This is a genomic window from Streptococcus infantis (assembly GCF_019929575.1).
Classification (GTDB): domain Bacteria; phylum Bacillota; class Bacilli; order Lactobacillales; family Streptococcaceae; genus Streptococcus; species Streptococcus infantis_L.
This window is the reverse complement of record NZ_JAHZPU010000020.1, coordinates 1-25,837: the sequence shown is the minus strand read 5'-3', so window position 1 is coordinate 25,837 and position 25,837 is coordinate 1. Positions and strand designations below refer to the sequence as shown.

General features: G+C 40.7%; 29 protein-coding genes. 18 read left to right on the top strand and 11 right to left on the bottom strand.

What is annotated here, in order from left to right; all coding sequences use genetic code 11:
• A complete protein-coding gene (locus K1I67_RS07075; RefSeq protein ID WP_223339400.1) occupies positions 1–1,365 on the bottom strand; it encodes an aspartate kinase in 1,365 nt (454 codons plus the stop codon).
• Positions 1,366–1,524: 159 nt separating this feature from the next.
• Here K1I67_RS07075 and K1I67_RS07070 point away from each other — a divergent pair, with 159 nt between their 5' ends.
• The 15 genes from K1I67_RS07070 to K1I67_RS07000 all read left to right on the top strand — a co-directional run bounded on the left by K1I67_RS07070 (position 1,525) and on the right by K1I67_RS07000 (position 13,878).
• On the top strand, positions 1,525–2,085 hold the full coding sequence (locus K1I67_RS07070; RefSeq protein WP_223339399.1) for a hypothetical protein: 561 nt from the start codon (positions 1,525–1,527) through the stop codon (positions 2,083–2,085).
• Positions 2,086–2,195: 110 nt separating this feature from the next.
• Positions 2,196–2,981: an enoyl-CoA hydratase gene (locus K1I67_RS07065; protein ID WP_223339398.1), complete on the top strand. Its 786-nt coding sequence runs from the start codon at positions 2,196–2,198 to the stop codon at positions 2,979–2,981.
• 91 nt (positions 2,982–3,072) lie between these two features.
• On the top strand, positions 3,073–3,507 hold the full coding sequence (fabT, locus tag K1I67_RS07060) for a fatty acid biosynthesis transcriptional regulator FabT (RefSeq protein ID WP_000386343.1): 435 nt from the start codon (positions 3,073–3,075) through the stop codon (positions 3,505–3,507).
• Positions 3,507–4,481 (top strand): beta-ketoacyl-ACP synthase III, encoded by a 975-nt coding sequence (locus K1I67_RS07055; RefSeq protein ID WP_223339397.1) that lies wholly within the window; start codon positions 3,507–3,509, stop codon positions 4,479–4,481. Before fabT ends, K1I67_RS07055 begins: the two co-directional genes overlap by 1 nt.
• 56 nt (positions 4,482–4,537) lie before the next feature.
• The gene (locus tag K1I67_RS07050; RefSeq protein ID WP_000257840.1) at positions 4,538–4,762 is read left to right on the top strand and encodes an acyl carrier protein; all 225 of its coding nucleotides are present in this window, start codon (positions 4,538–4,540) and stop codon (positions 4,760–4,762) included.
• Positions 4,763–4,984: 222 nt separating this feature from the next.
• Positions 4,985–5,959: an enoyl-[acyl-carrier-protein] reductase FabK gene (gene fabK / locus K1I67_RS07045; RefSeq protein ID WP_223339396.1), complete on the top strand. Its 975-nt coding sequence runs from the start codon at positions 4,985–4,987 to the stop codon at positions 5,957–5,959.
• Complete coding sequence (gene fabD, locus K1I67_RS07040; RefSeq protein WP_223339395.1) at positions 5,952–6,872, top strand: ACP S-malonyltransferase; 921 nt, start codon at positions 5,952–5,954, stop codon at positions 6,870–6,872. The genes fabK and fabD overlap by 8 nt, the downstream gene beginning before the upstream one ends.
• 33 nt (positions 6,873–6,905) lie before the next feature.
• Positions 6,906–7,640 carry a 3-oxoacyl-[acyl-carrier-protein] reductase gene (gene fabG, locus K1I67_RS07035; protein WP_223339394.1) on the top strand — a complete coding sequence of 245 codons (735 nt, stop codon included), beginning with the start codon at positions 6,906–6,908 and terminating at the stop codon, positions 7,638–7,640.
• Between the two features lie 22 nt (positions 7,641–7,662).
• Positions 7,663–8,898, top strand: a complete 1,236-nt coding sequence (gene fabF, locus K1I67_RS07030) for a beta-ketoacyl-ACP synthase II (protein ID WP_223339404.1) — start codon at positions 7,663–7,665, stop codon at positions 8,896–8,898.
• 2 nt (positions 8,899–8,900) lie between these two features.
• Entirely contained in the window at positions 8,901–9,383 is a 483-nt protein-coding gene (gene accB / locus K1I67_RS07025; RefSeq protein WP_061862708.1) for an acetyl-CoA carboxylase biotin carboxyl carrier protein, read from the top strand.
• Complete coding sequence (gene fabZ / locus K1I67_RS07020) at positions 9,380–9,802, top strand: 3-hydroxyacyl-ACP dehydratase FabZ (RefSeq protein WP_000565515.1); 423 nt, start codon at positions 9,380–9,382, stop codon at positions 9,800–9,802. The genes accB and fabZ overlap by 4 nt, the downstream gene beginning before the upstream one ends.
• 11 nt (positions 9,803–9,813) lie before the next feature.
• On the top strand, positions 9,814–11,181 hold the full coding sequence (accC, locus tag K1I67_RS07015) for an acetyl-CoA carboxylase biotin carboxylase subunit (protein WP_223339393.1): 1,368 nt from the start codon (positions 9,814–9,816) through the stop codon (positions 11,179–11,181).
• A 185-nt stretch (positions 11,182–11,366) separates the two neighbouring features.
• Positions 11,367–12,230, top strand: a complete 864-nt coding sequence (gene accD, locus K1I67_RS07010; RefSeq protein WP_223339392.1) for an acetyl-CoA carboxylase, carboxyltransferase subunit beta — start codon at positions 11,367–11,369, stop codon at positions 12,228–12,230.
• Positions 12,230–12,997: an acetyl-CoA carboxylase carboxyl transferase subunit alpha gene (locus K1I67_RS07005; RefSeq protein ID WP_070460142.1), complete on the top strand. Its 768-nt coding sequence runs from the start codon at positions 12,230–12,232 to the stop codon at positions 12,995–12,997. The genes accD and K1I67_RS07005 overlap by 1 nt, the downstream gene beginning before the upstream one ends.
• 155 nt (positions 12,998–13,152) lie before the next feature.
• Entirely contained in the window at positions 13,153–13,878 is a 726-nt protein-coding gene (locus tag K1I67_RS07000; RefSeq protein ID WP_223339391.1) for a CPBP family intramembrane glutamic endopeptidase, read from the top strand.
• A gap of 55 nt (positions 13,879–13,933) precedes the next feature.
• Here K1I67_RS07000 and nusB read toward each other — a convergent pair whose 3' ends face one another.
• The 9 genes from nusB to gatC form a co-directional block, all read right to left on the bottom strand.
• The gene (nusB, locus tag K1I67_RS06995) at positions 13,934–14,356 is read right to left on the bottom strand and encodes a transcription antitermination factor NusB (RefSeq protein WP_223339390.1); all 423 of its coding nucleotides are present in this window, start codon (positions 14,354–14,356) and stop codon (positions 13,934–13,936) included.
• Positions 14,349–14,738 (bottom strand): Asp23/Gls24 family envelope stress response protein, encoded by a 390-nt coding sequence (locus tag K1I67_RS06990; RefSeq protein ID WP_049548992.1) that lies wholly within the window; start codon positions 14,736–14,738, stop codon positions 14,349–14,351. Before K1I67_RS06990 ends, nusB begins: the two co-directional genes overlap by 8 nt.
• A gap of 28 nt (positions 14,739–14,766) precedes the next feature.
• A complete protein-coding gene (gene efp, locus K1I67_RS06985; RefSeq protein ID WP_000568646.1) occupies positions 14,767–15,327 on the bottom strand; it encodes an elongation factor P in 561 nt (186 codons plus the stop codon).
• 80 nt (positions 15,328–15,407) lie between these two features.
• A complete protein-coding gene (locus K1I67_RS06980) occupies positions 15,408–16,535 on the bottom strand; it encodes an SPFH domain-containing protein (protein ID WP_223339389.1) in 1,128 nt (375 codons plus the stop codon).
• 9 nt (positions 16,536–16,544) lie between these two features.
• Positions 16,545–17,501 carry a zinc-ribbon domain-containing transport protein gene (locus tag K1I67_RS06975; RefSeq protein WP_223339388.1) on the bottom strand — a complete coding sequence of 319 codons (957 nt, stop codon included), beginning with the start codon at positions 17,499–17,501 and terminating at the stop codon, positions 16,545–16,547.
• Between the two features lie 50 nt (positions 17,502–17,551).
• The gene (locus K1I67_RS06970) at positions 17,552–17,944 is read right to left on the bottom strand and encodes a hypothetical protein (protein WP_223339387.1); all 393 of its coding nucleotides are present in this window, start codon (positions 17,942–17,944) and stop codon (positions 17,552–17,554) included.
• 52 nt (positions 17,945–17,996) lie between these two features.
• The gene (gatB, locus tag K1I67_RS06965) at positions 17,997–19,442 is read right to left on the bottom strand and encodes an Asp-tRNA(Asn)/Glu-tRNA(Gln) amidotransferase subunit GatB (RefSeq protein WP_223339386.1); all 1,446 of its coding nucleotides are present in this window, start codon (positions 19,440–19,442) and stop codon (positions 17,997–17,999) included.
• Positions 19,442–20,908 carry an Asp-tRNA(Asn)/Glu-tRNA(Gln) amidotransferase subunit GatA gene (gene gatA, locus K1I67_RS06960; protein WP_223339385.1) on the bottom strand — a complete coding sequence of 489 codons (1,467 nt, stop codon included), beginning with the start codon at positions 20,906–20,908 and terminating at the stop codon, positions 19,442–19,444. Before gatA ends, gatB begins: the two co-directional genes overlap by 1 nt.
• Positions 20,908–21,210: an Asp-tRNA(Asn)/Glu-tRNA(Gln) amidotransferase subunit GatC gene (gene gatC, locus K1I67_RS06955; RefSeq protein WP_223339384.1), complete on the bottom strand. Its 303-nt coding sequence runs from the start codon at positions 21,208–21,210 to the stop codon at positions 20,908–20,910. The genes gatA and gatC overlap by 1 nt, the downstream gene beginning before the upstream one ends.
• Before the next feature lie 212 nt (positions 21,211–21,422).
• On the opposite strand from gatC, the gene K1I67_RS06950 reads away from it, so the two are divergent.
• The 3 genes from K1I67_RS06950 to K1I67_RS06940 all read left to right on the top strand — a co-directional run bounded on the left by K1I67_RS06950 (position 21,423) and on the right by K1I67_RS06940 (position 24,585).
• Positions 21,423–22,109 (top strand): YwaF family protein, encoded by a 687-nt coding sequence (locus K1I67_RS06950; RefSeq protein WP_223339383.1) that lies wholly within the window; start codon positions 21,423–21,425, stop codon positions 22,107–22,109.
• Between the two features lie 9 nt (positions 22,110–22,118).
• Positions 22,119–22,811: a YwaF family protein gene (locus K1I67_RS06945; protein ID WP_223339382.1), complete on the top strand. Its 693-nt coding sequence runs from the start codon at positions 22,119–22,121 to the stop codon at positions 22,809–22,811.
• 229 nt (positions 22,812–23,040) lie between these two features.
• Entirely contained in the window at positions 23,041–24,585 is a 1,545-nt protein-coding gene (locus K1I67_RS06940) for a peptide chain release factor 3 (protein WP_223339381.1), read from the top strand.
• A 452-nt stretch (positions 24,586–25,037) separates the two neighbouring features.
• Here K1I67_RS06940 and K1I67_RS06935 read toward each other — a convergent pair whose 3' ends face one another.
• Positions 25,038–25,742, bottom strand: a complete 705-nt coding sequence (locus tag K1I67_RS06935) for a CPBP family intramembrane glutamic endopeptidase (RefSeq protein ID WP_223339380.1) — start codon at positions 25,740–25,742, stop codon at positions 25,038–25,040.
• Between the last annotated feature and the right edge of the window lie 95 nt (positions 25,743–25,837).

Genomic DNA, 25,837 nt, shown 5'->3' with positions numbered 1-25,837 from the left:
TTAGTCTTCCTTATTTTCACCGAAAAATGCTTGGTAGAGAGCTTTAAGAGCGGCTTTTTCTTGGTCTTTATGGACAACAAACATGATAGAAACTTCACTAGAACCTTGTGACATCATTTGGATGTTGATGTTGTTCTCAGATAAGGCACGAGTGGCTGTAGCAGTTACCCCGATATGACGCTTCATTTTTTCCCCAACAATCATAATGATAGAGAGGTCGTGTTCGATTTCAGCGTGGTCTACCTCTGCTTTTTGAACTAACTGACGAAGGATTTCTTCTTCCTTAATCGGAGTCAATTCTCGTGAACGTAAAATGATAGACAGGTCATCGATACCAGTTGGCATGTGTTCCCAACCAATATTAAGGTCCTCAAGAATCTGAAGAACTTTACGACCAAAACCGATTTCGCGGTTCATGAGATATTTAGACATATTGATGCTGACAAAGCCAGAATCCCCAGCAATTCCTACAACTGGAAATTCATCACTACTGTGTTTTAGAACGATACGAGTACCTGGATGCTCAGGATTGTTGGTATTTTTGATAACCAGAGGAATTTTCCCACGGTAGGCTGGTAGAAGTGCTTCATCGTGTAGTACAGAGAATCCTGCATAGGCCAATTCACGCATTTCACGGTAGGTTAATTCTGGGATAGAGTGTGGCTTATGGATAATACCAGGGTGAGCTGCAAAGATTCCGTCTACATCAGTAAAGTTTTCATAGAGGTCAGCCTTGACACCAGCAGCGATGATGGAACCAGTAATATCTGATCCCCCACGTGAGAAGGTACAAATTTGATCTTCTTTCGTAACACCGAAGAAACCAGGGATAACAAGAACTTCAGTTGAATTTGTCAATTCCTCGATTTTATCGTAACTTGATGGGATGATACGTGCATTTCCAGGTTCGCTTGTCACAACGATACCAGCTTCTCTAGGATGAACATAACGCGCTTCCAAGCCATTTTGGTTAAAGTAGGCTGCAATCAATTTGGCATTGTTATTTTCTCCAGCTGCTAGAAAGGTATCATAGAGAAACTTATTATCTTCAATTGGAAGAGTAGCCAGAGAGCGAATGCTTTTTGAAATTTTATCTAAAACGGCTGGTTTAAGACCTAATTCGCTAACCATAGCAGCATAGCGATTAATAATCCAATTTTGGCTTTTGCTAATGTCGTTTCCAGCTACATAGTCGCGGTGGTATTTAATCAAGGCATCTGTAACCTTAGTGTCTCCGGAATCGCGTTTACCAGGGGCAGATACAACCACAAAACGACGTTCTGGGTCACTTTTGACAATATTTAAAACTTTTTCTAACTGACTAGCAGAGGCAAGTGAGCTTCCACCAAATTTTACAACCTTCATAAGAACTCCTAAAGTAAGTATTTTATACGATTATAGCAGAAAGAGGGGCTTTTTTCAATCTGGAAAATATCCTATATAATTGTTTGAAAGTCTCATCAGGAAAGCTTATAATAAAGATGTAAGAGGAAATACTCTTCTGATGAAAGGAGTTGGGGGAAGATGATTAAAAGAGTGGTTTGTTTGATCTTACTAGTCCTTACCTTCATGATGATTCCTACCAATATCGGAGCAAGTTCTCATCCTCTTCCCAGTGGTCGTTTGACCGGAGAAGAATTAGCGATGGAATATGCTCAGGAAGGTCAGATTTCGGTTGAGAGGGCTAAAATTATCTTATCTATCGGCTTGTCAGATAGTAAGGCAAGGACCTATCGAATTCTCTCTGAAAAAATTATCGTCAATCCTGACTATGAAGCTAGAGTCAAGTTTTATTGTCGAACAGATGAAAGTGGACAATTTAGAGGAATCACGAAACTCTTAGCTACAAGTCTGGTCACCAAGGACGGGGATAAGGAAGCTCCTTTTACAGGAAATCTTTTTGCCTACCTTGAAGATCCAAATCGTGTTTTTTACATGATTTCAGGAGAATTCTACTATAAAGGCTCCAACAAAGAACAGCTTTATCAGAGAGAAGGAGGACGAATGCTTGAAGTGATTTATGATTTCATGGATGATACAAGTACTGGTTTTCCTGTATTTTTAGAGACCAAACTAAGATTTTAAAATCGGCCGAGACACTTTCGGTCGATTTTTCTCTTGTTTAAAAAGTTAGAAAAAGATATAATTTGAAAATAAAATAATTTATTCTTCGTTGTAAATTAAAAGGAGTGCCTATGAATCATATTCTCTATCAAGTTCAAGACGATTTAGCGATACTAACTTTAAATCGTCCTGAGGTGGCCAATGGTTTTCATATTCCTATGTGTCAAGAAATTCTAGAAGCATTGGAATTGGCTGAAAAAGATGCTTCGGTTTCGTTTATTCTCATTAATGCTGCTGGCAAAGTCTTCTCTGTTGGGGGCGATCTAGTAGAAATGAAACGTGCTGTCGAAGAGGATGATATTGCCTCCCTCACCCAAATTGCAGAGTTAGTAAATACGATTTCCTATAAGATTAAACAAATTCCTAAACCAGTCATTATGGAGGTGGATGGAGCAGTTGCTGGGGCAGCGGCTAATATGGCTTTAGCAGTTGATTTCTGTATTGCTTCTGACAAAGCTAAATTCATCCAGGCCTTTGTAGGTGTGGGCTTGGCTCCAGACGCGGGAGGTTTATTCTTGCTTACACGATCACTTGGTGCAACTCGGGCGACGCAATTAGCTATGACGGGTGAAGCTTTCACAGCAGAAAAAGCACTGGAAGCTGGAGCAGTCTATCGTCTTTGTGCTAGTGATCAATTAGAAAAGACAAGAGAGCAACTATTGAAGAAGTTGAGACGAGGTTCTTCTAACTCCTACGCTGCTGTTAAGAAGTTAGTCTGGGAGAGCGAGTTTAAGCAGTGGCACGAGTACGCACAGTTAGAACTGGAATTGCAAAAATCTCTATCTTATACGGAGGATTTCAAAGAAGGTGTTCGTGCACATTCTGAGAGACGACGTCCAAAATTTATCGGAAAATAAAAAAATACTTGCACAATTCTTTGAAGTTTGATATACTTTTTTTATCAAATGTTTTGATAGTTAAACTTTTTTGATAAGGGAGGGAAGAGAATTGGACTACCAACGGATCAATGACTATTTAACATCTATTTTTAATAACGTCCTGGTGATTGAGGAAGTGAGTTTGCGAGGTAGTCGTTTCAAGGACATCTCTATCAAGGAAATGCACACGATTGATGTGATTGGTAAGTTTCCAGATGTGACACCAAGTCAAGTGTCCAAAGAGCTGATGGTAACTCTAGGAACAGTGACAACTAGCTTGAACAACTTGGAACGAAAAGGTTACATCGAACGCTTACGTTCAGATCAGGATCGTCGTGTAGTACATCTGCATTTGACCAAGAAAGGTCGACTCGTACATCGTCTCCATAAACGTTTCCATAAGGCCATGGTCGAAAGAATTATTGAAGGCATGAGCCCAGAGGAAATGGACGTCATGAGTAAAGGTTTGACCAATCTTTATCAATTTTTGGAGGATTTGAAATAATGGCTTTTGCAAAAATAAGCCAGGTTGCTCATTATGTACCAGAGCAGATTATCACAAATGAGGATTTAGCTCAGGTCATGGATACGAGTGATGAATGGATTTCAAGTCGAACTGGGATTAAGGAACGTCGCATTTCTAAGACAGAATCAACAGGAGATTTGGCAACGGCAGTTGCAAAACGACTCCTGGAGAAGTCAGGAATTTCTGCTGAAGAGTTGGATTTTATCATTCTAGCTACGATGACACCTGACTCGATGATGCCTTCAACAGCCGCTCGTGTTCAGGCTAAAATCGGCGCTCACAAGGCTTTTGCCTATGACTTAACAGCTGCCTGTAGTGGCTTTATCTTTGCCCTATCAACTGCAGAGAAGTTCATCTCTTCAGGAGTTTATCGTAAGGGTCTGGTCATAGGAAGTGAAACCATGTCAAAAGCTTTAGACTGGTCAGATCGCTCAACTGCTGTCCTATTTGGAGATGGAGCTGGGGGCATCTTGTTAGAAGCAAGCGAAGAGCCACATTTCCTAGCGGAGAGCCTCAATAGCGATGGTTCGCGAAGTGAGTGTTTGACATATGGACAGACTGGTTTAACTTCACCATTTTCAAATCAAGAAAAGCCCGATGCTTTCTTGAGAATGGATGGTCGAGCAGTTTTTGATTTTGCGATTCGAGATGTTGCTAAGTCTATAAAAAATACTATAGTAGAGAGTCCTCTGTCGGCAGAAGAACTAGATTATCTCTTGCTTCATCAAGCTAATATCCGCATTCTAGATAAGATGGCTAGAAAGATCGGTGTAGATCGAGACAAGCTTCCTGCCAATATGACTAGGTATGGAAATACCAGTGCGGCAAGTATTCCGATCCTACTTTCAGAGTGTGTAGAGGAAGGGCTCATTCGTTTGGATGGTAGCCAAAATATTCTCTTGTCAGGCTTCGGTGGAGGTTTGACATGGGGCACGCTTATTGTTACAATTTAGGTAATCATGTGGTGAACACATTGTTATAAAAACTATTTATTTTAAAGGAGTCTATCATGGCAGTATTTGAAAAAGTACAAGAAATTATCGTTGAAGAACTTGGAAAAGATGCATCAGAAGTAACACTTGAATCTACTTTTGATGATTTGGATGCAGATTCATTGGACTTGTTCCAAGTAATCTCAGAAATCGAAGATGCTTTTGATATCCAAATCGAAGCTGAAGACAACTTGAAAACAGTTGGTGACTTGGTTGCTTACGTTGAAGAGCAAACAAAATAATTAATACTCAATGAAAATCAAAGAGCAAACTAGGAAGCTAGCCGAAGGCTGTACTAGAATACGGCAAGGCGAGGCTGACGTGGTTTGAATTTGATTTTTGAAGAGTATAAAATAAATGAAGAAGGAGTAGGGGGAACCCGCTCCCTCTTGTTTAGGTAATAGTTTGACAGTCAAATTATAATGAATTCGAACTATTACGTAAGCAAGACTTATGGAGGCAATATGAAAACACGTATTACTGAACTATTAAACATTAAATATCCAATCTTCCAAGGTGGAATGGCCTGGGTGGCAGATGGCGACTTGGCTGGAGCTGTTTCGAAAGCTGGTGGGCTCGGTATCATCGGTGGAGGAAATGCACCTAAAGAAGTGGTTAAAGCGAATATCGATAAGATCAAATCTTTGACAGACAAGCCTTTTGGTGTCAATATCATGCTCTTGTCTCCATTTGTGGAAGATATCGTCGACCTCGTTATTGAAGAAGGGGTTAAGGTAGTCACAACTGGTGCAGGAAACCCAAGTAAATACATGGAACGATTCCATGAGGCAGGGATCACTGTTATTCCTGTAGTTCCTAGTGTCGCTTTGGCCAGACGCATGGAAAAAATCGGAGCGGATGCTGTGATTGCAGAAGGTATGGAAGCTGGTGGACATATTGGTAAATTAACAACCATGACCTTGGTTCGTCAAGTTGCAGCAGCTGTTTCAATCCCTGTTATCGCTGCTGGTGGTATTGCAGACGGTGAGGGAGCAGCAGCTGGATTTATGCTTGGTGCAGAAGCTGTGCAAGTAGGAACTCGTTTCGTAGTTGCTAAAGAATCAAATGCTCATCCAAACTATAAAACTAAAATATTAAAAGCTCGTGATATTGATACAACCATTTCAGCACAGCATTTTGGTCACGCAGTTCGTGCTATCAAAAACCAATTGACTCGTGATTTCGAGCAAGCTGAAAAAGATGCCTTTAAACAAGAAAATCCAGATTTAGAAATCTTTGAACAAATGGGCGCTGGAGCGCTAGCTAAAGCAGTTGTCCATGGTGATGTGGATGGTGGATCAGTGATGGCCGGTCAAATTGCAGGTTTGGTTTCTAAAGAAGAAACGGTTGAAGAAATCTTAAAAGATATTTACTACGGTGCAGCTGAAAAAATTCAAAAAGAAGCCGCTCGTTGGGCAGGAGTTACAAGAAATGACTAAAACAGCCTTTCTATTTGCAGGTCAAGGAGCTCAGTATCTTGGAATGGGACGTGAGCTCTATGACCAATATGCTATCGTCAAGGAAACAATCGACCAAGCTAGTCAAGTCTTGGGTTATGACCTTCGAGACTTGATTGACAATGATGAAACAAAGCTAAATCAGACTCGGTATACGCAACCAGCTATTTTAGCTACTTCAGTTGCTATTTACCGTCTTTTAAAGGAGAAAGGTTTTCAACCAGATATGGTGGCAGGTCTGTCTCTTGGAGAATATTCTGCTCTTGTAGCTAGTGGGGCCTTGGATTTCGAAGATGCGGTGGCTCTAGTTGCTAAGCGTGGGTCTTATATGGAAGAAGCAGCACCTGCGGGATCAGGGAAAATGGTGGCTGTCCTTAATACACCGGTTGAAGTTATCGAGCAAGCTTGTCAAGGAGCTTCTCAACTTGGCGTTGTGACTCCAGCTAACTACAACACTCCAAGTCAGATTGTTATTGGTGGTGAGGTGGCAGCAGTGGATCGTGCAGTTGAACTCTTGCAAGAAGCAGGGGCAAAACGTTTGATTCCCCTAAATGTTTCTGGACCTTTCCATACAGCTTTATTGGAAGTGGCTAGTCAAAAATTGGCTCAAGCCCTGACAGAGGTTGAGTTTAGTGACTTTGCTTGTCCTCTTGTTGGCAATACAGAAGCAAAGGTTATGGAAAAAGACCGAATTGCAGAACTCTTAACTCGTCAAGTTAAGGAACCTGTCCGTTTTTATGAAAGCATTGCAGTGATGCAAGAAGCTGGCGTGACTCGTTTTATCGAAATTGGACCTGGTAAAGTCTTGTCAGGATTTGTCAAAAAGATTGATAAAACTGCTCAACTTGCTAATGTGGAAGATCAAGTAAGCTTCCAAGCACTCTTAGAAAATTAAACCAAAATGGGTAGAAGTTCTGAAAGGAGAAAAATGAAACTAGAACAGAAAAATGTCTTTATTACAGGCTCAAGTCGAGGGATTGGTCTTGCCATCGCTCATAAATTTGCCAACTTGGGAGCCAACGTTGTCTTGAATAGTCGTGGTGAAATCTCCGAGGAGCTTCTTGCCGAATTTAAATCTTACGGGGTGAAGGTCCTCGCTATTTCTGGTGATGTTTCTGACTTTACTGATGCAAAACGCATGGTAGACCAAGCGATTGAAGAGATGGGGTCAGTTGACATCCTCGTTAATAATGCTGGGATTACTCAAGATACTCTTATGCTTAAGATGACAGAAGAAGATTTTGAAAAGGTCTTGAAAGTAAATCTAACGGGTGCTTTTAATATGACACAAGCGGTCTTGAAGCAGATGATAAAAGCTCGTGAAGGTGCCATTATCAATATGTCTAGTGTCGTTGGTCTGATGGGAAATATCGGTCAAGCGAACTACGCTGCTTCAAAGGCAGGTTTGATTGGATTTACTAAATCAGTAGCACGTGAGGTAGCCAATCGTAATGTGCGTGTCAATGCTATTGCTCCTGGCATGATTGAATCAGATATGACTGCAGTTCTATCTGATAAGGTAAAAGATGCCATGTTGGCACAAATTCCGATGAAACAATTTGGCCAAGCTGAACAAGTTGCAGAGGTGACAGCCTTTCTTGCAAGCCAAGATTATCTAACGGGACAAGTCATCGCAATTGATGGTGGACTAACCATGCAATAAGAGTTAAAATAGAGGTATGAAAATGAAACTAAATCGAGTAGTAGTAACAGGTTATGGATTGACATCTCCAATTGGTAACACGCCAGAGGAATTTTGGAACAATCTAAAAAATGGAAAGATTGGGATTGGTGAAATTACCAAGTTTGATCACAGTGCTTTTGATATCCATAATGCGGCAGAAATTCAGGATTTTCCTTTTGACAAATATTTTGTAAAAAAAGATACTAATCGTTTCGATGATTATTCCTTGTATGCCTTGTATGCAGCTCAAGAAGCAGTGAACAATGCAAATCTTGACCTTGAAGCACTTGATAAAGACCGCTTTGGTGTCATTGTGGCATCAGGTATCGGTGGAATTAAAGAAATCGAAGACCAAGTGCTTCGACTTCATGATAAGGGACCAAAACGTGTAAAACCATTGACACTTCCAAAAGCCTTGCCAAACATGGCTGCAGGGAATGTTGCTATGCGCTTTGGGGCAAATGGGATTTGTAAATCTATCAATACAGCTTGTGCTTCATCAAATGATGCTATCGGAGATGCCTTCCGTTCTATCAAATTTGGTTTCCAAGACATCATGCTAGTTGGTGGTTCAGAATCTTCTATTACTCCATTTGCCATTGCTGGTTTCCAAGCCTTAACAGCTCTTTCAACAACAGAGGACCCAACTCGTGCTTCTATTCCATTTGATAAGGATCGTAATGGATTTGTCATGGGTGAAGGATCAGGGATGTTGGTTCTTGAAAGTTTAGAGCATGCTGAAAAACGCGGTGCAACTATCCTAGCTGAAGTTGTCGGATACGGGAACACTTGTGACGCCTACCATATGACTTCACCACATCCAGAAGGCCAAGGTGCTATTAAAGCTATCAAACTTGCCTTGGACGAAGCTGAGATTACACCAGACCAAGTAGCCTATGTCAATGCTCATGGCACATCAACTCCTGCTAATGAAAAAGGGGAGAGTGGTGCTATCGTAGCAGTTCTTGGTAAGGAAGTACCTGTATCTTCAACCAAGTCATTTACTGGACACTTGCTCGGTGCAGCTGGTGCAGTTGAAGCCATTGCAACAATTGAAGCCATCCGTAACAACTATGTTCCAATGACAGCCGGAACAACAGAATTATCAGACTACATTGAAGCAAATGTTATTTATGGACAAGGCGTGGAACGTGAAATTCCTTATGCTATCTCAAACACTTTTGGATTTGGTGGGCATAATGCAGTTCTTGCTTTCAAACGTTGGGAGAATAAGTAAAGATGAATTTAAATGAAATCAAAGACTTGATGGCACAATTTGACCAGTCAAGCTTGAGAGAATTTTCTTATAAAAATGGAACGGATGAGTTACTCTTCAGCAAGAATGAAGCAAAACTTGTTGCAGAAACAAGTCCAGCACCTCAACCAGTTGTTTCAGCACCTGCACCTACAGTAGCACCTCAAGCTCTAACTTCAACACCAGCTGTAGAAGTAGTTTCAGAAACAAGCGCTACTGAATCTGTAGCTGAAGGAGATCTAGTAGAGAGTCCACTTGTCGGAGTTGCTTACTTGGCTGCGGGACCAGACAAACCTAATTTTGTTTCAGTCGGTGATACTGTTAAAAAAGGCCAAACCTTGGTCATCATCGAAGCCATGAAGGTCATGAACGAAATTCCAGCACCTAAAGATGGTGTCGTCACAGAAATTCTTGTTGAAAATGAAGAGATGGTTGAGTTCGGGAAAGGCTTGGTACGTATCAAATGATTGATATTCAAGGAATTAAAGAAGCTTTGCCACACCGCTATCCCATGCTCTTAGTGGATCGTGTCTTAGAAGTTAGCGAAGATACAATTGTTGCCATTAAAAATGTGACGATTAACGAACCTTTCTTCAACGGTCATTTTCCTCAATACCCAGTTATGCCAGGAGTCCTCATTATGGAAGCTTTGGCACAAACAGCGGGTGTTTTGGAATTATCAAAACCTGAGAACAAAGGGAAGCTCGTTTTCTATGCTGGTATGGACAAAGTCAAATTTAAGAAGCAAGTTGTTCCTGGTGATCAGCTTGTCATGACAGCAACGTTTGTCAAACGTCGTGGCACAATCGCCGTAGTAGAAGCGAAGGCAGAAGTAGATGGTAAGCTTGCAGCAAGCGGGACTCTGACCTTTGCTATTGGAAACTAGGGAGGTTTTCCATGTTTCGTAAGATTTTAATTGCCAATCGTGGTGAAATTGCTGTTCGTATTATTCGTGCGGCACGAGAGTTAGGAATCGCAACAGTCGCTGTCTATTCGACTGCTGACAAGGAAGCTCTCCACACGCTTTTGGCTGATGAGGCTATCTGTATCGGCCCTGGGAAGGCTACAGAATCTTATCTGAACATCAATGCCATCCTATCAGCTGCGGTCTTGACTGAAGCTGAAGCTATTCACCCTGGATTTGGTTTTTTAAGTGAAAATTCCAAATTTGCAACCATGTGTGAAGAAGTTGGTATCAAATTTATCGGGCCATCAGCTCATGTCATGGATATCATGGGGGATAAAATTAACGCCCGTGCTCAAATGATTAAGGCAAACGTGCCTGTCATTCCAGGATCAGATGGTGAAGTTCATACTGCAGAAGAGGCTCTGGCTGTTGCCGAAAAAATTGGTTATCCAGTTATGCTGAAAGCTTCAGCTGGAGGTGGTGGTAAAGGAATTCGTAAGGTTGAAAAGGTAGAAGACCTTGTATCAGCCTTTGAAACAGCCTCTAGTGAAGCTAAAGCAAACTTTGGTAACGGGGCTATGTACCTAGAGCGCGTGATTTATCCTGCTCGCCATATTGAAGTACAGATTCTTGCTGACCAGATGGGTCATGTTATTCACCTAGGTGAGCGTGACTGTTCGCTTCAACGGAATAACCAAAAAGTTTTAGAAGAAAGTCCTTCAATTGCTATCGGGAAAACATTGCGTAATGAAATTGGTGCTGCAGCTGTTCGTGCAGCAGAGTCTGTAGGCTACGAAAATGCTGGTACGATTGAATTCCTACTAGATGAAGCAAGTGGGAAATTCTACTTTATGGAGATGAATACGCGTGTCCAAGTGGAACACCCAGTAACCGAATTTGTTTCTGGTGTGGATATTGTCAAGGAACAAATCCGTATCGCAGCAGGTCAACCATTGACCTTGAAGCAAGAAGATATTGTTCTAAAAGGACACGCCATTGAGTGTCGAATTAACGCAGAAAATCCAGCCTTTAATTTTGCACCAAGTCCAGGTAAGATTACCAATCTTTATCTACCGAGTGGTGGTGTCGGCTTGCGTGTTGACTCTGCAGTTTATCCAGGTTATACCATTCCACCATACTATGATAGTATGATTGCTAAAATTATTGTTCATGGCGAAAATCGTTTTGATGCTCTCATGAAAATGCAACGAGCTCTTTATGAACTCGAAATTGAAGGAGTCGTCACCAATGCTGATTTCCAACTCGATTTGATTTCAGATCGTCGCGTGATTGCAGGAGACTACGATACTTCATTCTTGATGGAAACTTTCTTACCATACTATCAAGAAAAAGAATAATGTAATACTCTTCGAGAATCTCTTCAAACCGCGTCAGCTTCGCCTTGGATTATATATGTGACTGACTTCGTCAGTCTTATCTACAACCTCAAAGCAGTGCTTTGAGCAAGCTGCGGCTAGCTTCCTAGTTTGCCCTTTGATTTTCATTGAGTATAAAAATAGTATAAGACTGAAAAGGGGGATGTATGGCTCTATTTAGTAAAAAAGATAAATATATTCGAATCAATCCCAATCGTTCGACTGTAAATCAACCTCAGATCAAGCCAGAGGTTCCAGATGAGCTCTTCTCCCAATGTCCAGGTTGCAAATATACGATTTACCAAAAGGACTTGGGGAGTGAGCGTATATGCCCTCACTGTGGCTATACCTTCCGTATTTCAGCTCAAGAGCGTTTAGCTTTAACCATTGATATGGGGACGTTTTTGGAAATGTTTAAAGGGATTGAGACTCAGGATCCTTTGAATTTTCCAGGCTATCGTAGAAAATTGACTTTGATGCGTGAAAGGACAGGTCTTGATGAGGCTGTTGTAACAGGAACAGCTTTGATTAAGGGAGAGAAGGTTGCCCTTGGCATCATGGATTCTAACTTTATCATGGCATCGATGGGGACAGTTGTTGGTGAGAAAATCACTCGCTTGTTCGAATATGCGACCGCTGAAAAATTACCTGTCGTATTGTTTACAGCTTCTGGTGGAGCACGAATGCAGGAAGGAATCATGAGCTTGATGCAGATGGCCAAAATTTCTGCCACAGTCAAACGTCATTCCAATGCAGGTCTCTTTTATCTGACAATCCTTACTGACCCGACGACTGGAGGAGTAACAGCTTCCTTTGCAATGGAAGGGGATATTATCTTGGCGGAACCTCAAAGTTTGGTAGGTTTTGCTGGACGCCGTGTGATTGAAAATACAGTAAGAGAAGACCTACCAGAAGACTTCCAGAAAGCAGAGTTTTTACTGGAACATGGTTTTGTGGATGCAATTATTAAACGGCGAGAATTGCCAGATACGATTGCTCGATTAGTAAGACTACACAGGAGGGAGAGTTGATGAATATTGCGAAAATCGTTAGAGAAGCTCGTGAACAAACTCGCCTAACAGCCTTGGACTTCGCAACAGGAATTTTTGATGATTTTATTGAGTTGCATGGGGATCGCTCCTTCCGTGATGATGGTGCTATTATTGGTGGTATCGGTTGGTTGGGAGACCAAGCAGTGACTGTTGTTGGAATCCAAAAAGGTAAAAGTTTACAAGATAATCTTAACCGTAACTTTGGTCAACCTCATCCTGAAGGTTACCGAAAAGCCCTTCGTTTGATGAAGCAAGCAGAAAAGTTTGGTCGTCCTGTTGTAACCTTTATCAACACGGCTGGTGCCTATCCTGGTGTCGGAGCAGAGGAGCGTGGTCAAGGTGAAGCTATTGCTCGTAACCTCATGGAGATGAGCGATCTTAAGGTGCCCATTATCGCCATTATTATAGGAGAAGGTGGCTCTGGTGGAGCTCTAGCTCTAGCAGTGGCTGACCGTGTTTGGATGCTAGAAAACTCTATCTATGCAGTTCTTAGTCCTGAAGGCTTTGCTTCTATCTTGTGGAAAGATGGTACGCGTGCCATGGAAGCAGCTGAGTTGATGAAAATCACTTCACATGAACTTTTGGAGATGGAAGTCGTAGATAAGGTTATTTCAGAGAGAGGCCTCTCTGCCAAAGAGCTGCTAGCTCGTGTAAAAAATGAACTTCAAACAGAAATTGAACAATTAAAACAATTATCGTCGGAGAAACTTTTGGAAGAGCGTTATCAACGCTTTAGAAAATATTAAAAAGACAGCTAGAACTAAAAAAGGTTCTAGCTTTTTGCTTTCTCTCAAAAATTCATTTCAGGATTAAAAATTGACAGTTGAGGAAATGGAACTGATAAACTGAATAGGGGGTTGTTATTTTTCCCCTCCATCAAGGTATTTTTTTAGGAGTGAGTATGAAAAAACTAGGGCATTTGGGAGTCTTTATCTTACTGGTATTTCTATCGGTTTATCTACCAGAGTTAGGGATTATGTATCTGACTAAGTTTTTAGGATGGGGGATAGATGGCTATTCTATCTTTTCAACAGTTGAAGTAATAGCTCTTTTGCTACTATTTATCTACTGGCTCAAAAAGAAAGAGATGTTCTATATTTTTGAAAAAAAGACTTGGACTTGGTCAACTCTCTTTTCCCTTCTAGTTAGCCTAGTGGCTACTTATTTTGTTCGTCAATTGGTGGATACTTATCAATTACAGTTTCATCACTTAATTGATAACAAGTATATCTTTCAAGACCTTCTTTCGATTTTATACTCCAATGGGCAACCAACTTTTCTATCAACTGTTCTCAGTTTTAGTTTAACAGTAGTCATCGGACCTATATTAGAGGAACTGATTCATAGAGGGTACTTTATGAATACCTTTTTCCCCCAGTCCAAGTATTATCTGGATGTTATACTATCAGCTCTTATCTTTGGACTTAGTCATTTGATCCTAACCCACCGAGATCCTATCAGTTTGATCATTTATAGTTTTGCTGGTCTTTTCTTTGCTATAGTATATCGTTGGACAAAGAACCTAAAAATCACCATCCTGTGCCATAGTTTTTTCAACTTTCTCACTTATGCCAAGCCCATCTGGATATTTGTTTATAATTATGTCTATTACCACTTTTTTAGATAGTGGAAGGCAAAAAAAAAAAGTGTTTGATCTGAGTCAAACACTTTTTCTATATTATTTAATCTTCTTCTGTCACAAATTGACTGAGGAGTCCATTGATGAAACGGGCTGACTTTTGATCTGAAAAGCTCTTAGCAAGTTCAATGGCTTCGTTAACAGCTACGAGCTGAGGAGTATCAAATGAAGTGATTTCAAAAACTCCTAGGCGTAGTAAATTCTTTTCTACCAATGTCAGACGATCGATGGTCCAACCAGTTTTCAAATGTTGTGTGATTTGTTTGTCCAGATCATCCTTTTTAGCTTGGACACCAGAAACGAGCTCTACAAGGAAGTTAGGAAGTTTTACGTCTGTATCTTCGCGATCATGTGTGTAGGCGAAGCGACAAGCAGTTTCTAGATCTGAACCATATTCAAGACTCATCAAGGCTTGGAAAGCACACTTACGTAGTTCACGTCTAGATTCTAATAATGGACTAGTCATTGAGGAAGTCCTCGTCGAATAAGTCTTTCAATTCTGGTTTTGGTGTTTTATCTGGAACGATACCAGCAACGTGAATGTTGACAGCAGTGATTTCAACATCAGCCATATTGCGGACAGCATCCTTAACAGCTTTCTGGATAGCCATAGCAACCTTAGGAACTTTGACACCGTACTCTAGGTAGAGGTAGATATCAGCTGTGAGCTCATCGTTTGCTTCTTTTAGATATACGCCACGACCAAGAGAAAGTTTTGAAAGGGTGTCAGATACTGATTTGTTTGAAAAAGAGTGTACGCCTTCAACTTTCGCAGTTGCAATAGCAATGATTTTTTCAAGTACACGTGGGGCGATGACGATTTCGCCAAGTTGTTCTTCAATTCCCATAGAATGACCTCTTTCTAGTTTCTAGAGATTAGGCGCGAGAAACGTAAGTTCCTTCTGCAGTGTTGATAATCAATTTTTGACCTGCTTCGATGAAGTCTGGAACGTTCACGACAAGACCAGTTTCCATTGTTGCTGGTTTACCAGAACCTGTAACAGTAGCACCTTTGATAGATGGTTGTGTTTCAGCAACGGTCAATTCAACAGTAGTTGGTACAGTTACACCGATTACTTCAGTTCCGTAGAATTGGATTTTTACATCTGAGTTTTCAAGGATGTAAAGCAATTCGTTTTCAACATTCACAACAGGAATTTCGTATTGGTCATAAGTTTCTGTGTTCATGAAGTAAGCTGTGTCGTCCATTTTGTACAAGTATTGAGCTGGAACTGTTTCGATGATCGCTTGCTCAAATTTTTCTTCTGGACGGTAGCTTGTTTCAAAAGTTGAACCAGTGCGGACATCACGCAATTTCATACGCATGATAGTGTTTCCTTTACCTGGTTTGTGGTGGCTAGCTTCCAAAACGCGGATCAATTTTCCTTCAGCTGTTTCAAAAGTCATACCAGCCTTTAGTTTACTTGCTTCAATCATGTTTTTACCTCTTTAATAAATAGTTTACTCTTTATTGTACCATAAAATGCAATAATTCTCAAATATCAGATGAGCTTGAATTAGTTGACTGGTACGATATTTCCTTCTTCATCTTTAGTTACGAGAACATACTTACCGTCTACCTCGATGTAAAAGTTCTTGCTTGCAGTTTGCCCGTTATTTTGAACAGGAGCTTGAGTTTGGGCTTGTTGGTTGAGTTGACCGCCAAGTGTTTGTCCTAGATTCATTCCCATAATCATGTTCATACCATTGCCATTGCCTTCATTGTTAGCAGCAGCGATGAGAGCTTCATTACGAGCACGACGTTCTTCAATCTCAATCGTATTGTACTTCATAGCGACAAGTTCACTATCAAGTTTACGGACAATATCTAAGCTTTCTTGATCATAGCTCAAATCTTCAAGTAGAATGTTGGTTGTTTCAATCCCATAAAGTCCTGTCCATACCTTGTTAACTTCTTGTTTTGCTAGCTCATTGAAAGTATCTTGATTGGCATTAAGGCTATAGATATCTACCTTGTTTTCATTGGTAAATTTAGCAATTGCAATGGCAATCTTTGGTGCGATATTTTGTCGAAGTGTTCCTTGAGCTACATTTTGTAATGTAAAGGCTTTATGGTCTTCAATTTGTTGACTGATGGAGCTGACATAGAATAGGACTGGATCAGCAACTTTGATATCAAACAAACCGTAGAAGCGGATGTTAAGTAATTGTTGATAACGTTCACTGAAGTATTCTACAGCATTCTGTGTACCGAATTTATTTCCGGCAACGGGTTGCATACGAATAAAGATGATTTCTTGTTGGGTAATGACTTGACCACCAAATGAGAAGCGGTTTTTGAAATTTTCCCAAGTACCCTTTAGGCCACCTTTTTCAAGAAGCCAGGCATTGTCTCCAGAACGCCATTCGTGGCTACCAGCTTCTAAAACGTCTCCAAGGAAGGTACCGTTGTTCACTAGAATAGCGACATAGCCTTGAGGAACAATAACGACACTACCATCTGTTAGTAGTCCAGTGTTTTGATTGCTTTGTCTAGATTTGCCATCTGGATCTTTTGAAAGAAGTTGACCTTTAATGGCCAAAGCATCTGCTGTTAGGTTATTTGGAAGTACGATCGCTTCTTTAAATTTGCTATCGTTGAAACTATTAAGCCCTGAAGATAGGGCGGCACGAATAAATCCCATAATTTCCTCCTAATTATAAAGTTCGTCTTCATCCACAACATCGTAGGTATCGAGTACCCATTGGTTTGGACTACGTGTGAGATCAGCTCCGCAGTATTCACATTGGCTAATAGCTGAGATTTTAAGTGGAGCGCCACAGTTTGGACAGTGGTCGCTAACAGCTTCATCTTGAACATTGTTTTCGGTTTGGCTACCATGTTTGCGGATAAAGTTCATTTGATAAACTGTAAATAGATCTTGTTGAGGGTCTCCTTCGATAACCTTACGAGTCTTATCATCGATAACATAATCTCTGAGTGTAGATGAAAGGATAACCACTAAAGTATCATTTCCATCTGGATTCTCGTAGAAATCTTTAATGCGGATATTTTCAACATAGACTTTTTCTAAAATATTGGTTGTTTTTGCCCGAATATGATCTTCGAGTTGAGTACTATGTTGGGAATAGAGACTAGTACTTTCGAGAGAGCGAACCAAATTCCAATCCTTTTTAGTCCAGGCTGCCTGCAACTGAATATAGACTTCTTTAACCCATGAAGCGAAGGCATCAGCATCAAAGTTTGGATCACCATATTTGACACGATTAACAGCTAGTGTGTTGTGTTCTACTCGGCGATGGATAGGTGGATTATATCCAGTTGAACTACCATAAGACTTGCCAGAAGATGAATTTTGGTCGCTTAGATATTTGATGAACATGTAGAGTAAGAAACCTCCAACACCAAACATGATAAGCATGTTCATACCAGTACCTAAAGAACCACCTGAACTAGAGGAGCTACTTCCAGAGCGATAGCTACTTTTATAAGAGGAGCTGCGACTTGAGCTACTGCGGCTGCTACTTCTTGAACTGCTTCGGCTAGAGCTACCACTTCGCGAATGGCCAACGCCAGCATCAATTGAGTTAAATGGTGTGAAGAAGAACAACAATAAACAAGTGGCGAGAAGAGTATATAACTTTTTCATATGTCTCCTAACTATGTGAGTACAAAAATAGTTTTTGCTAAATTTTATGTCTATAAAGAGTTTTGGAGTTTTATAGTTTTATTTTCAATAAACCACCCTATAATCCAACCAAATACGAGTATATAATTCTCGATAGCACCAATTGCATTAACAGGAGAATGATATTCAATAAAATTTAACAAATGATTTGTTCCTATTCCTATACCACCAATAATGAGGGCAAGAAGGGCAATTCGCAGGTAAAACCAATCGTACTTAATATTAACGGCAAGAATAATAATTAAGACAGCTAGATTCCAAATTCCAATTTCTCTTTGCCATCCTGCAGAAATACCGTAACCAGAATGCTCTCCCATATATGATGGGAGAAAGATTTGTAGAATAGAAGCACCCAACATGGCGATAATAACTAAAATAAATAGTACTCGTAAAAATTTGTTCATTTATTCTCCTTATTCTATTTTTTAGTAGAAAAGGCTATTAACGAAAGTATATTTACTTGTTCTCTTTCAGCTTAGCCAATTCTTGGGCAAGTAGTTTGAGGGCTACTTGTGGGTTGGCTTGTCCTTTAGTCGCCTTCATGAGAAATCCAGTAAAGGCTTTGTCTGCATTACGTTTACCTGACTTGAAGTCGGCAACAGCAGCCTCGTTATCCGCAAAGACTTGGTGGATAATTGGAATCAAGACATCAGGATCTGAGATTTGAACCATACCAGCTTTTTCAACGTATTCACGAGCGCCACCGCCATTTTTAGCGAGATGAACAAAGACTTTCTTAGCAATCTTAGAGGAGATAGTACCATCTTCGATGATAGCAATCATTTCTACCAAGTTCTCTGGAGTCAATTCGATTTGTTCCAGTGTCTTGCCTTCGGCATTCAAGAATTGAGCAACCTCACCTTGGAGCCAGTTAGAGACTTGTTTAGCATCGCCACCGAGGTCAACAGCTTTTTCAAAGAAGTCAGAAGTGACTTTATTAGCAGTCAACTGGCTAGCATCGTAGTCTGATAAGCCGAGTTGAGATACATAGCGTGCACGTCTTTCTTTTGGAAATTCTGGCAACTCAGTGCGCATTTCTTCGATCCACTCATCAGAAATTTCAAAAAGTGGAAGGTCTGGTTCTGGGAAGTAGCGGTAGTCTGCAGCACCTTCCTTGACACGCATGAGAATAGTAGCTTTGTTAGCTTCGTCATAACGGCGTGTTTCTTGGCGGATTTGACCACCTGAGCGAAGGATTTCAGCCTGTCGTTGAACTTCGTATTCAAGCCCCTTACGAACGTTTGAGAAGGAATTGAGGTTTTTCAACTCAGTCTTGGTACCGAATTTCTCTTGACCATAAGGACGAAGCGAGATGTTGGCATCCACACGCATAGAACCTTCTTCCATCTTAACATCAGAAATGCCAGCGTATTGGATAACCTCCTTGAGGGCTGTTAGATAAGCATAAGCTTCTTCTGGTGAACGCATGTCTGCTTCAGATACGATTTCAATCAAAGGAACTCCTTGGCGGTTGAGGTCAACATAAGAGTAACCATCTGTACCATGCGTGTTTTTACCTGCATCTTCTTCTAGGTGAGCACGTTCGATACCGATTCTCTTAGTCGTACCATCTTCTAGTTCCACTTCAATCCAGCCGTTGTAACCGATTGGTTCATCAAACTGAGAAATTTGGTAGGCTTTAGGATTATCTGGGTAGAAGTAGTTCTTGCGGTCAAAGTGCATCTTCTTATGGATGTCCATGTTAAGAGCGAGTGCAGCCTTGATACCAGCATCGACAACACCTTTATTGAGAACTGGTAGTACACCTGGGAAAGACCAGTCAATCACGTTAGTATTGGCATTTTGGTCGTTTCCAAAGTGGGCAGAAGTAGGTGAGAAGATTTTTGAATTGGTGTTAAGCTCTACGTGGACTTCAAGTCCAATGACTGTTTCAAAGTTCATTAGTTATCACCTCCAAAAATCACGGGTTGTTGTTTGTGGTAGTCTGTTGTTGCTTCAAAAGCAGCAGCAGCTTGGTAGATAGTTTCTTCTGAATACTTAGGACCAATCAATTGGAGTCCTACTGGTAGACCTTGAACAAATCCAGCAGGAATAGAAATACCTGGGAGACCAGCTAAGTTAACTGGGATGGTCAAGAGGTCAGCCAAGTACATAGCAACTGGATCATGGTTGAGCGAATCCAAGTCGTAGGCAACGCTAGGAGCAGTTGGTCCCAAAATCAAGTCATAATCCGCAAAGACGTTTTCGAAATCTTGGATGATGAGGGTACGGACTTGTCCAGCCTTCTTGTAGTATGCATCGTAGTAACCTGATGAAAGACTGAAAGTACCTAGCATGATACGACGTTTCACTTCATCACCAAATCCTTGGCTACGGCTGTTTACATAGATTTCATCAAGATTAGTTGCATCTTCTGCACGGTAGCCGTAACGGATACCATCAAAGCGTTGCAAGTTTGATGAAGCTTCTGATGAAGCGATGATATAGTAAACCGCAACCCCGTATTTAGAGTGGGGAAGGCTAACTTCTTCGACGATAGCACCAAGCTTTTCAAAGTGCTTAGCAGCATTCAGAATGGCTTCCTTAACCTCTGGATCAATCCCTTCACCAAGATATTCCTTAGGCAAAGCAATTTTCATGCCCTTTATGTCTTGACCGATTTTTGAAGTAAAGTCAGCAATGCGGACTGGAGCAGAAGTAGAGTCTTTGACATCTTCGCTAGCAATAGCATTGAGCAAGAGAGCATTTTCCTTAACAGTTGGTGCAAAAGGACCAATTTGGTCTAATGAGCTACCGAAGGCAATGAGACCGAATCGTGAAACTGTTCCGTAGGTTGGTTTGAGACCAACAATCCCGTTAAAGGCAGCAGGTTGGCGGATAGAACCACCAGTATCAGAACCAAGTGATAAACGGACTTGCCCTGAAGCTACAGCTGCAGCAGAACCACTTGATGATCCACCAGGAACCTTGCTGTGGTCCCAAGCATTTTTGGTTGCACCGTAGTAGGAAGTCTCACCTGATCCACCCATGGCAAATTCGTCCATGTTAGTTTTCCCAACAACGATCATACCCTTAGATTTTGCATTGGCAACAGCTGTGGCATCAAAGATAGGTTCGTAGTTATAGAGCATTTTTGAAGCTGCTGTTGTTAAGAGACCATCTGTAGAAATGTTGTCCTTAACAGCTAGGGGAATCCCAGAAAGAACATTGTCAGCATCGATTCCAGCTTCATCAATAGCTTTAGCCTGAGCAAGAGCTTGATCTTCAGCGATTGTAACAAAAGAATTAAGGGCTTCCTCACGAGATTTGATATCTTCAAGCGTTGCTTGAGTTAGTTCAGTTGCTGAAATTTCCTTAGAAACAAGGAGATTATGCAACTCTTCAATGGTTTTATTGTTAAAAGTCATTAGGCATCTCCTCCATCATCCAGGATAGCTGGTACCTTGATATAGTAATTGTCTTTTTCAGGTACATTTTTAAATAAGCGATCACGGTCAGTTCCCTCTTCGGCTACGTCTGGGCGAAGAACGGTCTTGCGATTTGCCATGGTAGTCGTTGGTTCGACACCAGTAGTGTCGACTTCGCCGAGCAACTCGACCATATCAACAATCTTAGACAAGGTTGTCGCAAACTCAGCAGTTTCTTCTTCTGAGAATTTTAATTTTGAAAGATTGGCAACGTGTGTTACCTCTTCTTGCGTAATTTTCATCTTGCATCCTTTCGTGAAATGATGATTATTTATCTGTTCTATTTTACCATATTTTCCTATAAATAAGGTAAGTCAAGTTGAAAAGAAGTAGAAATTGAAAAAAGGATTTTAATTCGATATAATGGTTGAAAATAGAAGCAAGAACAGCATTGGTTTTTAGTCGGCAAACAAGATGGAGACATTTACCGATTCGAATAAGTTAAGGAGAACATATGACAATTTGGGATTTACTTTTTACCAGTACAAAAACAGTCCCTCCAGACTTGGGGACATGGTACATTTTGTTACCTACTTCTTTGCTAGTCATAGCTGCTCTATCAATTCGCTATGCCTCCTCTAAACCTTATCGAGATTTTTGGTATTGGGGTCAATTGATTCAATTACTGATTATCAACGCTTGGTATATTTCGGCACGCCTGCCCTTATCGGAGGCTCTCCCTTTTTACCATAGTCGCATGGCTATGTGGATGATTCTTTTTGCCCCTAATAAGACCTTTTTCAAACAATACTTTGCCTTAGTGGGAGTTTTTGGCTCTATCATGGCTTTAGTTTATCCAGTTTTTTATCCGTTTCCTTTCCCTCATGTTTCGTCGGTCAACAATGTTTTCGGACATTGGGCCCTCTTGGCTAACTGCTTGATTTATCTTATTAGATATTATAAAGTTGAAAAAGGGGATGCTTGGAAAATATGTCAGATGACCTTTGGTGTCAATGCAATTATCTTTCTAGCCAACCTCTTGACAGGAGGGAATTATGGCTTTATGAGTAATCCCCCTGTGATTGGGGATCATGGCGCCTTGGTTAATTATTTGATAGTAACTAGTTTGATGACAGGGATTTTCATCCTCATCAATCAATTTGTTAAATATAAACTGAAGAATCGTCAGCTAATAAATTAAGGAGATCTTATGCATCATTTTATTACAAGAACCCAAACCACACCACCGCCTATTCCGATTTTTTGGTACGGTGTCATGATAGGCCTTCTTGCCTTGTCTATTTATGGATCTCTTACTTATTACAAAAATCCCAAATTTGTCCGATTGTTTAAGTGGGTTCAAATAGCGCAACTGCTAGCTCTTTACACTTGGTATATTGGTTTTAGCATTCCATTTTCAAATAGTCTGCCTCTTTACCATTGTCGTTTAGCTATGTTCGCGGTTGTCTTCCTGCCAGACAGATGGAAAACCAAACAGTATTTTGCCCTCATGGGAGCTAGTGGAGCAGTGTTTGCTTTGGGCTACCCTGTTTTCGACCCCTATGATTTTCCGCATATTACCAGTTTTTCATTCTTGATTGGTCATTATGCCCTTTTGGTTAATTCCTTGGTTTATCTCATGAACCACTATGATAAGACCCTTCTTAAAAAGTATCGCATTATTGCCTACACTTTTATTCTCAACCTTTTCCTAGTTGGAGTCAATCATGTAACTGGTGGGAATTACGGGCTCTTGAATACCACACCTTTTATTCCAGATGCTCCTATTTGGATCAAGTATCTTTTGGTTTCAATCATTCTTTCTTCAGCCTTGGTGCTCTTTGATATTTTGTTTAAGAAACGCTGGCAAAAGAAAATGACTTTAGAATCAACTCTTTCATGAAATCATAGTAAGTAAAAAAAGATACAGATTCGATTGTAAAATATAAATTGAGATATCTATTATTTAAAAGCAAGTCTATTATAGAGACCTGCTTTTTCTTGTGTAGGCGATTGAAAAACTCCCTAAAATCCGATATAATGGAGTGTTGAAAGGAATTTTAGGGTCCAATGTAACAAAGAGCGATTAGAAATTCAAATAATTCAAAAAAAAGTAAAAAGAAAGAGAAGTTATGAGTATTCAAGAAGAAATTAAAAAACGCCGTACCTTTGCCATCATCTCCCACCCGGACGCTGGTAAAACAACTATCACTGAGCAGTTGCTCTACTTTGGGGGAGAGATTCGTGAGGCTGGTACCGTAAAAGGGAAGAAAACAGGAAACTTTGCTAAGTCTGACTGGATGGATATCGAGAAACAACGTGGGATTTCGGTAACCTCATCTGTCATGCAGTTTGACTACGATGGCAAACGTGTCAATATCCTAGATACACCAGGGCACGAGGACTTCTCAGAAGATACTTACCGAACCTTGATGGCGGTGGATGCGGCTGTCATGGTTGTGGACTCTGCCAAGGGTATCGAGGCCCAGACCAAGAAATTGTTTGAGGTTGTCAAACATCGTGGTATTCCAGTCTTCACTTTTATGAACAAGCTTGACCGTGATGGCCGTGAGCCACTAGACCTCTTGCAAGAATTGGAAGAAATCTTGGGCATTGCTAGCTATCCGATGAACTGGCCAATCGGGATGGGGAAAGCTTTTGAGGGACTCTATGACCTTTACAATAAACGCTTGGAACTTTACAAAGGGGATGAACGCTTTGCTAGTCTAGAAGATGGAGACAAGCTCTTTGCCAGCAACCCATTCTACGAACAAGTCAAAGAAGATATCGAACTCCTGAATGAAGCTGGAAATGAATTCTCAGAAGAAGCCATCCTTGCGGGTGAATTAACTCCAGTATTCTTCGGTTCAGCTCTTACTAACTTTGGAGTACAGACCTTCCTTGAAACCTTCCTCAAGTTTGCTCCAGAACCACACGGTCACAAGAAAACAGATGGCGAAATTGTGGATCCTTATGAAAAGGATTTCTCTGGATTTGTCTTTAAAATCCAAGCCAACATGGACCCTCGTCACCGTGACCGTATCGCCTTTGTCCGTATCGTATCGGGTGAATTCGAGCGTGGTATGAGTGTCAATCTTCCTCGTACTGGTAAAGGAGCCAAACTTTCTAATGTCACCCAGTTTATGGCGGAAAGTCGTGAGAATGTGACAAACGCTGTTGCAGGAGATATTATCGGGGTTTACGATACTGGTACTTATCAAGTTGGAGACACCTTGACGGTTGGCAAAAACAAGTTTGAGTTTGAACCACTACCAACCTTTACCCCTGAAATCTTCATGAAGGTATCTGCTAAGAACGTCATGAAACAAAAATCCTTCCACAAGGGAATCGAGCAATTGGTACAAGAAGGAGCTATTCAGCTCTATACCAACTACCAAACAGGTGAATACATGTTAGGTGCCGTTGGTCAATTGCAGTTTGAAGTCTTCAAGCACCGGATGGAAAATGAGTACAATGCAGAAGTCGTTATGAGCCCAATGGGTAAAAAGACCGTTCGCTGGATTAAACCAGAAGATTTAGATGAGCGTATGTCTTCAAGTCGAAACATCTTGGCCAAAGACCGTTTTGACCAACCTGTCTTCCTCTTTGAAAATGATTTTGCTCTCCGTTGGTTTGCGGACAAGTATCCAGATGTGGAGTTAGAGGAAAAGATGTAGATCGCCAAAGTTACTTGATTGTGTGACAATCTAAGTAACTAACGCCAAGTTTCTATGGAACTTTGCTAGGCGCTCCACTAGTAAAGTTTTACGAATATTATCGATTCGTAAAACTTTACGTCGTGATGGGTAAAAAAGTGGCCTAACTGCCCCACTAACTGAGTTTTACAAATGAAATCGATTTATAAAACTCAGTGTCGTAATCTAATAAACGGCAACCACTATAGCAGTTTACCTAAACGATTCACTAGGCAAAACCCACGAATAGTATTGATTCGTGGGTTTTGCCATCGTGACAGAAAGGAAGTGGACTAGCTAACTGCCTCACCAACTCCGTGTCGTAACTTCTCACACTTAATTCGTGTTTCGTTCTTAAATAGACAAAAAAGACTAGAAATTAGATAGATTTCTAGTCTTTTTATTTTAAATTATATTAGTAGTGGAACCTTCATTTATTGAATGGCATCTATACCAACAACCTTGATAAGAAATGTAAGGAGGATAAGCAATAGAATGCTGACTCCATTAATTACTAAATGGAGGAAGATAGACATCTCTAGACGTTTGGTGCGATAAGCAGTCCAAGTTAGGACGGCAGACATCCAGCCATAGATCAAGAAAGAAGGCGGATTTGTTGGGGTATGTGCTATAGTGAAGATAAACCAACCGAAAATATACCCAATTTTTTCGTATCCTTCGAAGAGTTTATTAGGTATGATACCTCGACAGATAATCTCCTCACAAATAGGTGCCACTATTGCAATTACGAAAAAGCTTGAAATGATAGAAGTTTCTGACATGAGGCTATTAATAGCCTCTTGATTCGAAGTAGTTGTTTGCTTCAGAAGTTGCAACCAAATCGCACCAATCATATTTCCAGCGACAACGGCTACATAACTAAGAGCGATTCGAGGGGCGTCATTAATAGTAAAGAGTTTCGATTTTAGGTTTAATAACTTACTTTTGTGAGCACCATATAAAAAGAGTGTAACAATAGCAGTAGATACAAGCCCCACTATTAGAGATGACCAGATAGATCCAAGTTGAGTTTTTTGAAGTAACATTAAAGTTACGATAGGAACTTGCGATAGGCACATAGCGACAAGAAAGATTCCTAGCCAAATCAATCGTTTACGATAATCTTTAAAAAAGTTCATTGATGTATCTCCTAAAAAATTTTTCCCCAATTGTCAAGTCAAGTGCAACAAAGTTGTTCCTCTGATTAAGCGAGTATCTTTCAAGCTGTTTGAGC

Coding starts and splice junctions, on each gene's coding strand:
- K1I67_RS07075 (WP_223339400.1), bottom strand. CDS start 1,365: ATGAAGGTTGTAAAATTTGGTGGAAGCTCACTTGCCTCTGCTAGTCAG.
- K1I67_RS07070 (WP_223339399.1), top strand. CDS start 1,525: ATGATTAAAAGAGTGGTTTGTTTGATCTTACTAGTCCTTACCTTCATG.
- K1I67_RS07065 (WP_223339398.1), top strand. CDS start 2,196: ATGAATCATATTCTCTATCAAGTTCAAGACGATTTAGCGATACTAACT.
- K1I67_RS07055 (WP_223339397.1), top strand. CDS start 3,507: ATGGCTTTTGCAAAAATAAGCCAGGTTGCTCATTATGTACCAGAGCAG.
- K1I67_RS07050 (WP_000257840.1), top strand. CDS start 4,538: ATGGCAGTATTTGAAAAAGTACAAGAAATTATCGTTGAAGAACTTGGA.
- fabK (WP_223339396.1), top strand. CDS start 4,985: ATGAAAACACGTATTACTGAACTATTAAACATTAAATATCCAATCTTC.
- fabD (WP_223339395.1), top strand. CDS start 5,952: ATGACTAAAACAGCCTTTCTATTTGCAGGTCAAGGAGCTCAGTATCTT.
- fabG (WP_223339394.1), top strand. CDS start 6,906: ATGAAACTAGAACAGAAAAATGTCTTTATTACAGGCTCAAGTCGAGGG.
- fabF (WP_223339404.1), top strand. CDS start 7,663: ATGAAACTAAATCGAGTAGTAGTAACAGGTTATGGATTGACATCTCCA.
- accB (WP_061862708.1), top strand. CDS start 8,901: ATGAATTTAAATGAAATCAAAGACTTGATGGCACAATTTGACCAGTCA.
- fabZ (WP_000565515.1), top strand. CDS start 9,380: ATGATTGATATTCAAGGAATTAAAGAAGCTTTGCCACACCGCTATCCC.
- accC (WP_223339393.1), top strand. CDS start 9,814: ATGTTTCGTAAGATTTTAATTGCCAATCGTGGTGAAATTGCTGTTCGT.
- accD (WP_223339392.1), top strand. CDS start 11,367: ATGGCTCTATTTAGTAAAAAAGATAAATATATTCGAATCAATCCCAAT.
- K1I67_RS07005 (WP_070460142.1), top strand. CDS start 12,230: ATGAATATTGCGAAAATCGTTAGAGAAGCTCGTGAACAAACTCGCCTA.
- K1I67_RS07000 (WP_223339391.1), top strand. CDS start 13,153: ATGAAAAAACTAGGGCATTTGGGAGTCTTTATCTTACTGGTATTTCTA.
- nusB (WP_223339390.1), bottom strand. CDS start 14,356: ATGACTAGTCCATTATTAGAATCTAGACGTGAACTACGTAAGTGTGCT.
- K1I67_RS06990 (WP_049548992.1), bottom strand. CDS start 14,738: ATGGGAATTGAAGAACAACTTGGCGAAATCGTCATCGCCCCACGTGTA.
- efp (WP_000568646.1), bottom strand. CDS start 15,327: ATGATTGAAGCAAGTAAACTAAAGGCTGGTATGACTTTTGAAACAGCT.
- K1I67_RS06980 (WP_223339389.1), bottom strand. CDS start 16,535: ATGGGATTTATTCGTGCCGCCCTATCTTCAGGGCTTAATAGTTTCAAC.
- K1I67_RS06975 (WP_223339388.1), bottom strand. CDS start 17,501: ATGAAAAAGTTATATACTCTTCTCGCCACTTGTTTATTGTTGTTCTTC.
- K1I67_RS06970 (WP_223339387.1), bottom strand. CDS start 17,944: ATGAACAAATTTTTACGAGTACTATTTATTTTAGTTATTATCGCCATG.
- gatB (WP_223339386.1), bottom strand. CDS start 19,442: ATGAACTTTGAAACAGTCATTGGACTTGAAGTCCACGTAGAGCTTAAC.
- gatA (WP_223339385.1), bottom strand. CDS start 20,908: ATGACTTTTAACAATAAAACCATTGAAGAGTTGCATAATCTCCTTGTT.
- gatC (WP_223339384.1), bottom strand. CDS start 21,210: ATGAAAATTACGCAAGAAGAGGTAACACACGTTGCCAATCTTTCAAAA.
- K1I67_RS06950 (WP_223339383.1), top strand. CDS start 21,423: ATGACAATTTGGGATTTACTTTTTACCAGTACAAAAACAGTCCCTCCA.
- K1I67_RS06945 (WP_223339382.1), top strand. CDS start 22,119: ATGCATCATTTTATTACAAGAACCCAAACCACACCACCGCCTATTCCG.
- K1I67_RS06940 (WP_223339381.1), top strand. CDS start 23,041: ATGAGTATTCAAGAAGAAATTAAAAAACGCCGTACCTTTGCCATCATC.
- K1I67_RS06935 (WP_223339380.1), bottom strand. CDS start 25,742: ATGAACTTTTTTAAAGATTATCGTAAACGATTGATTTGGCTAGGAATC.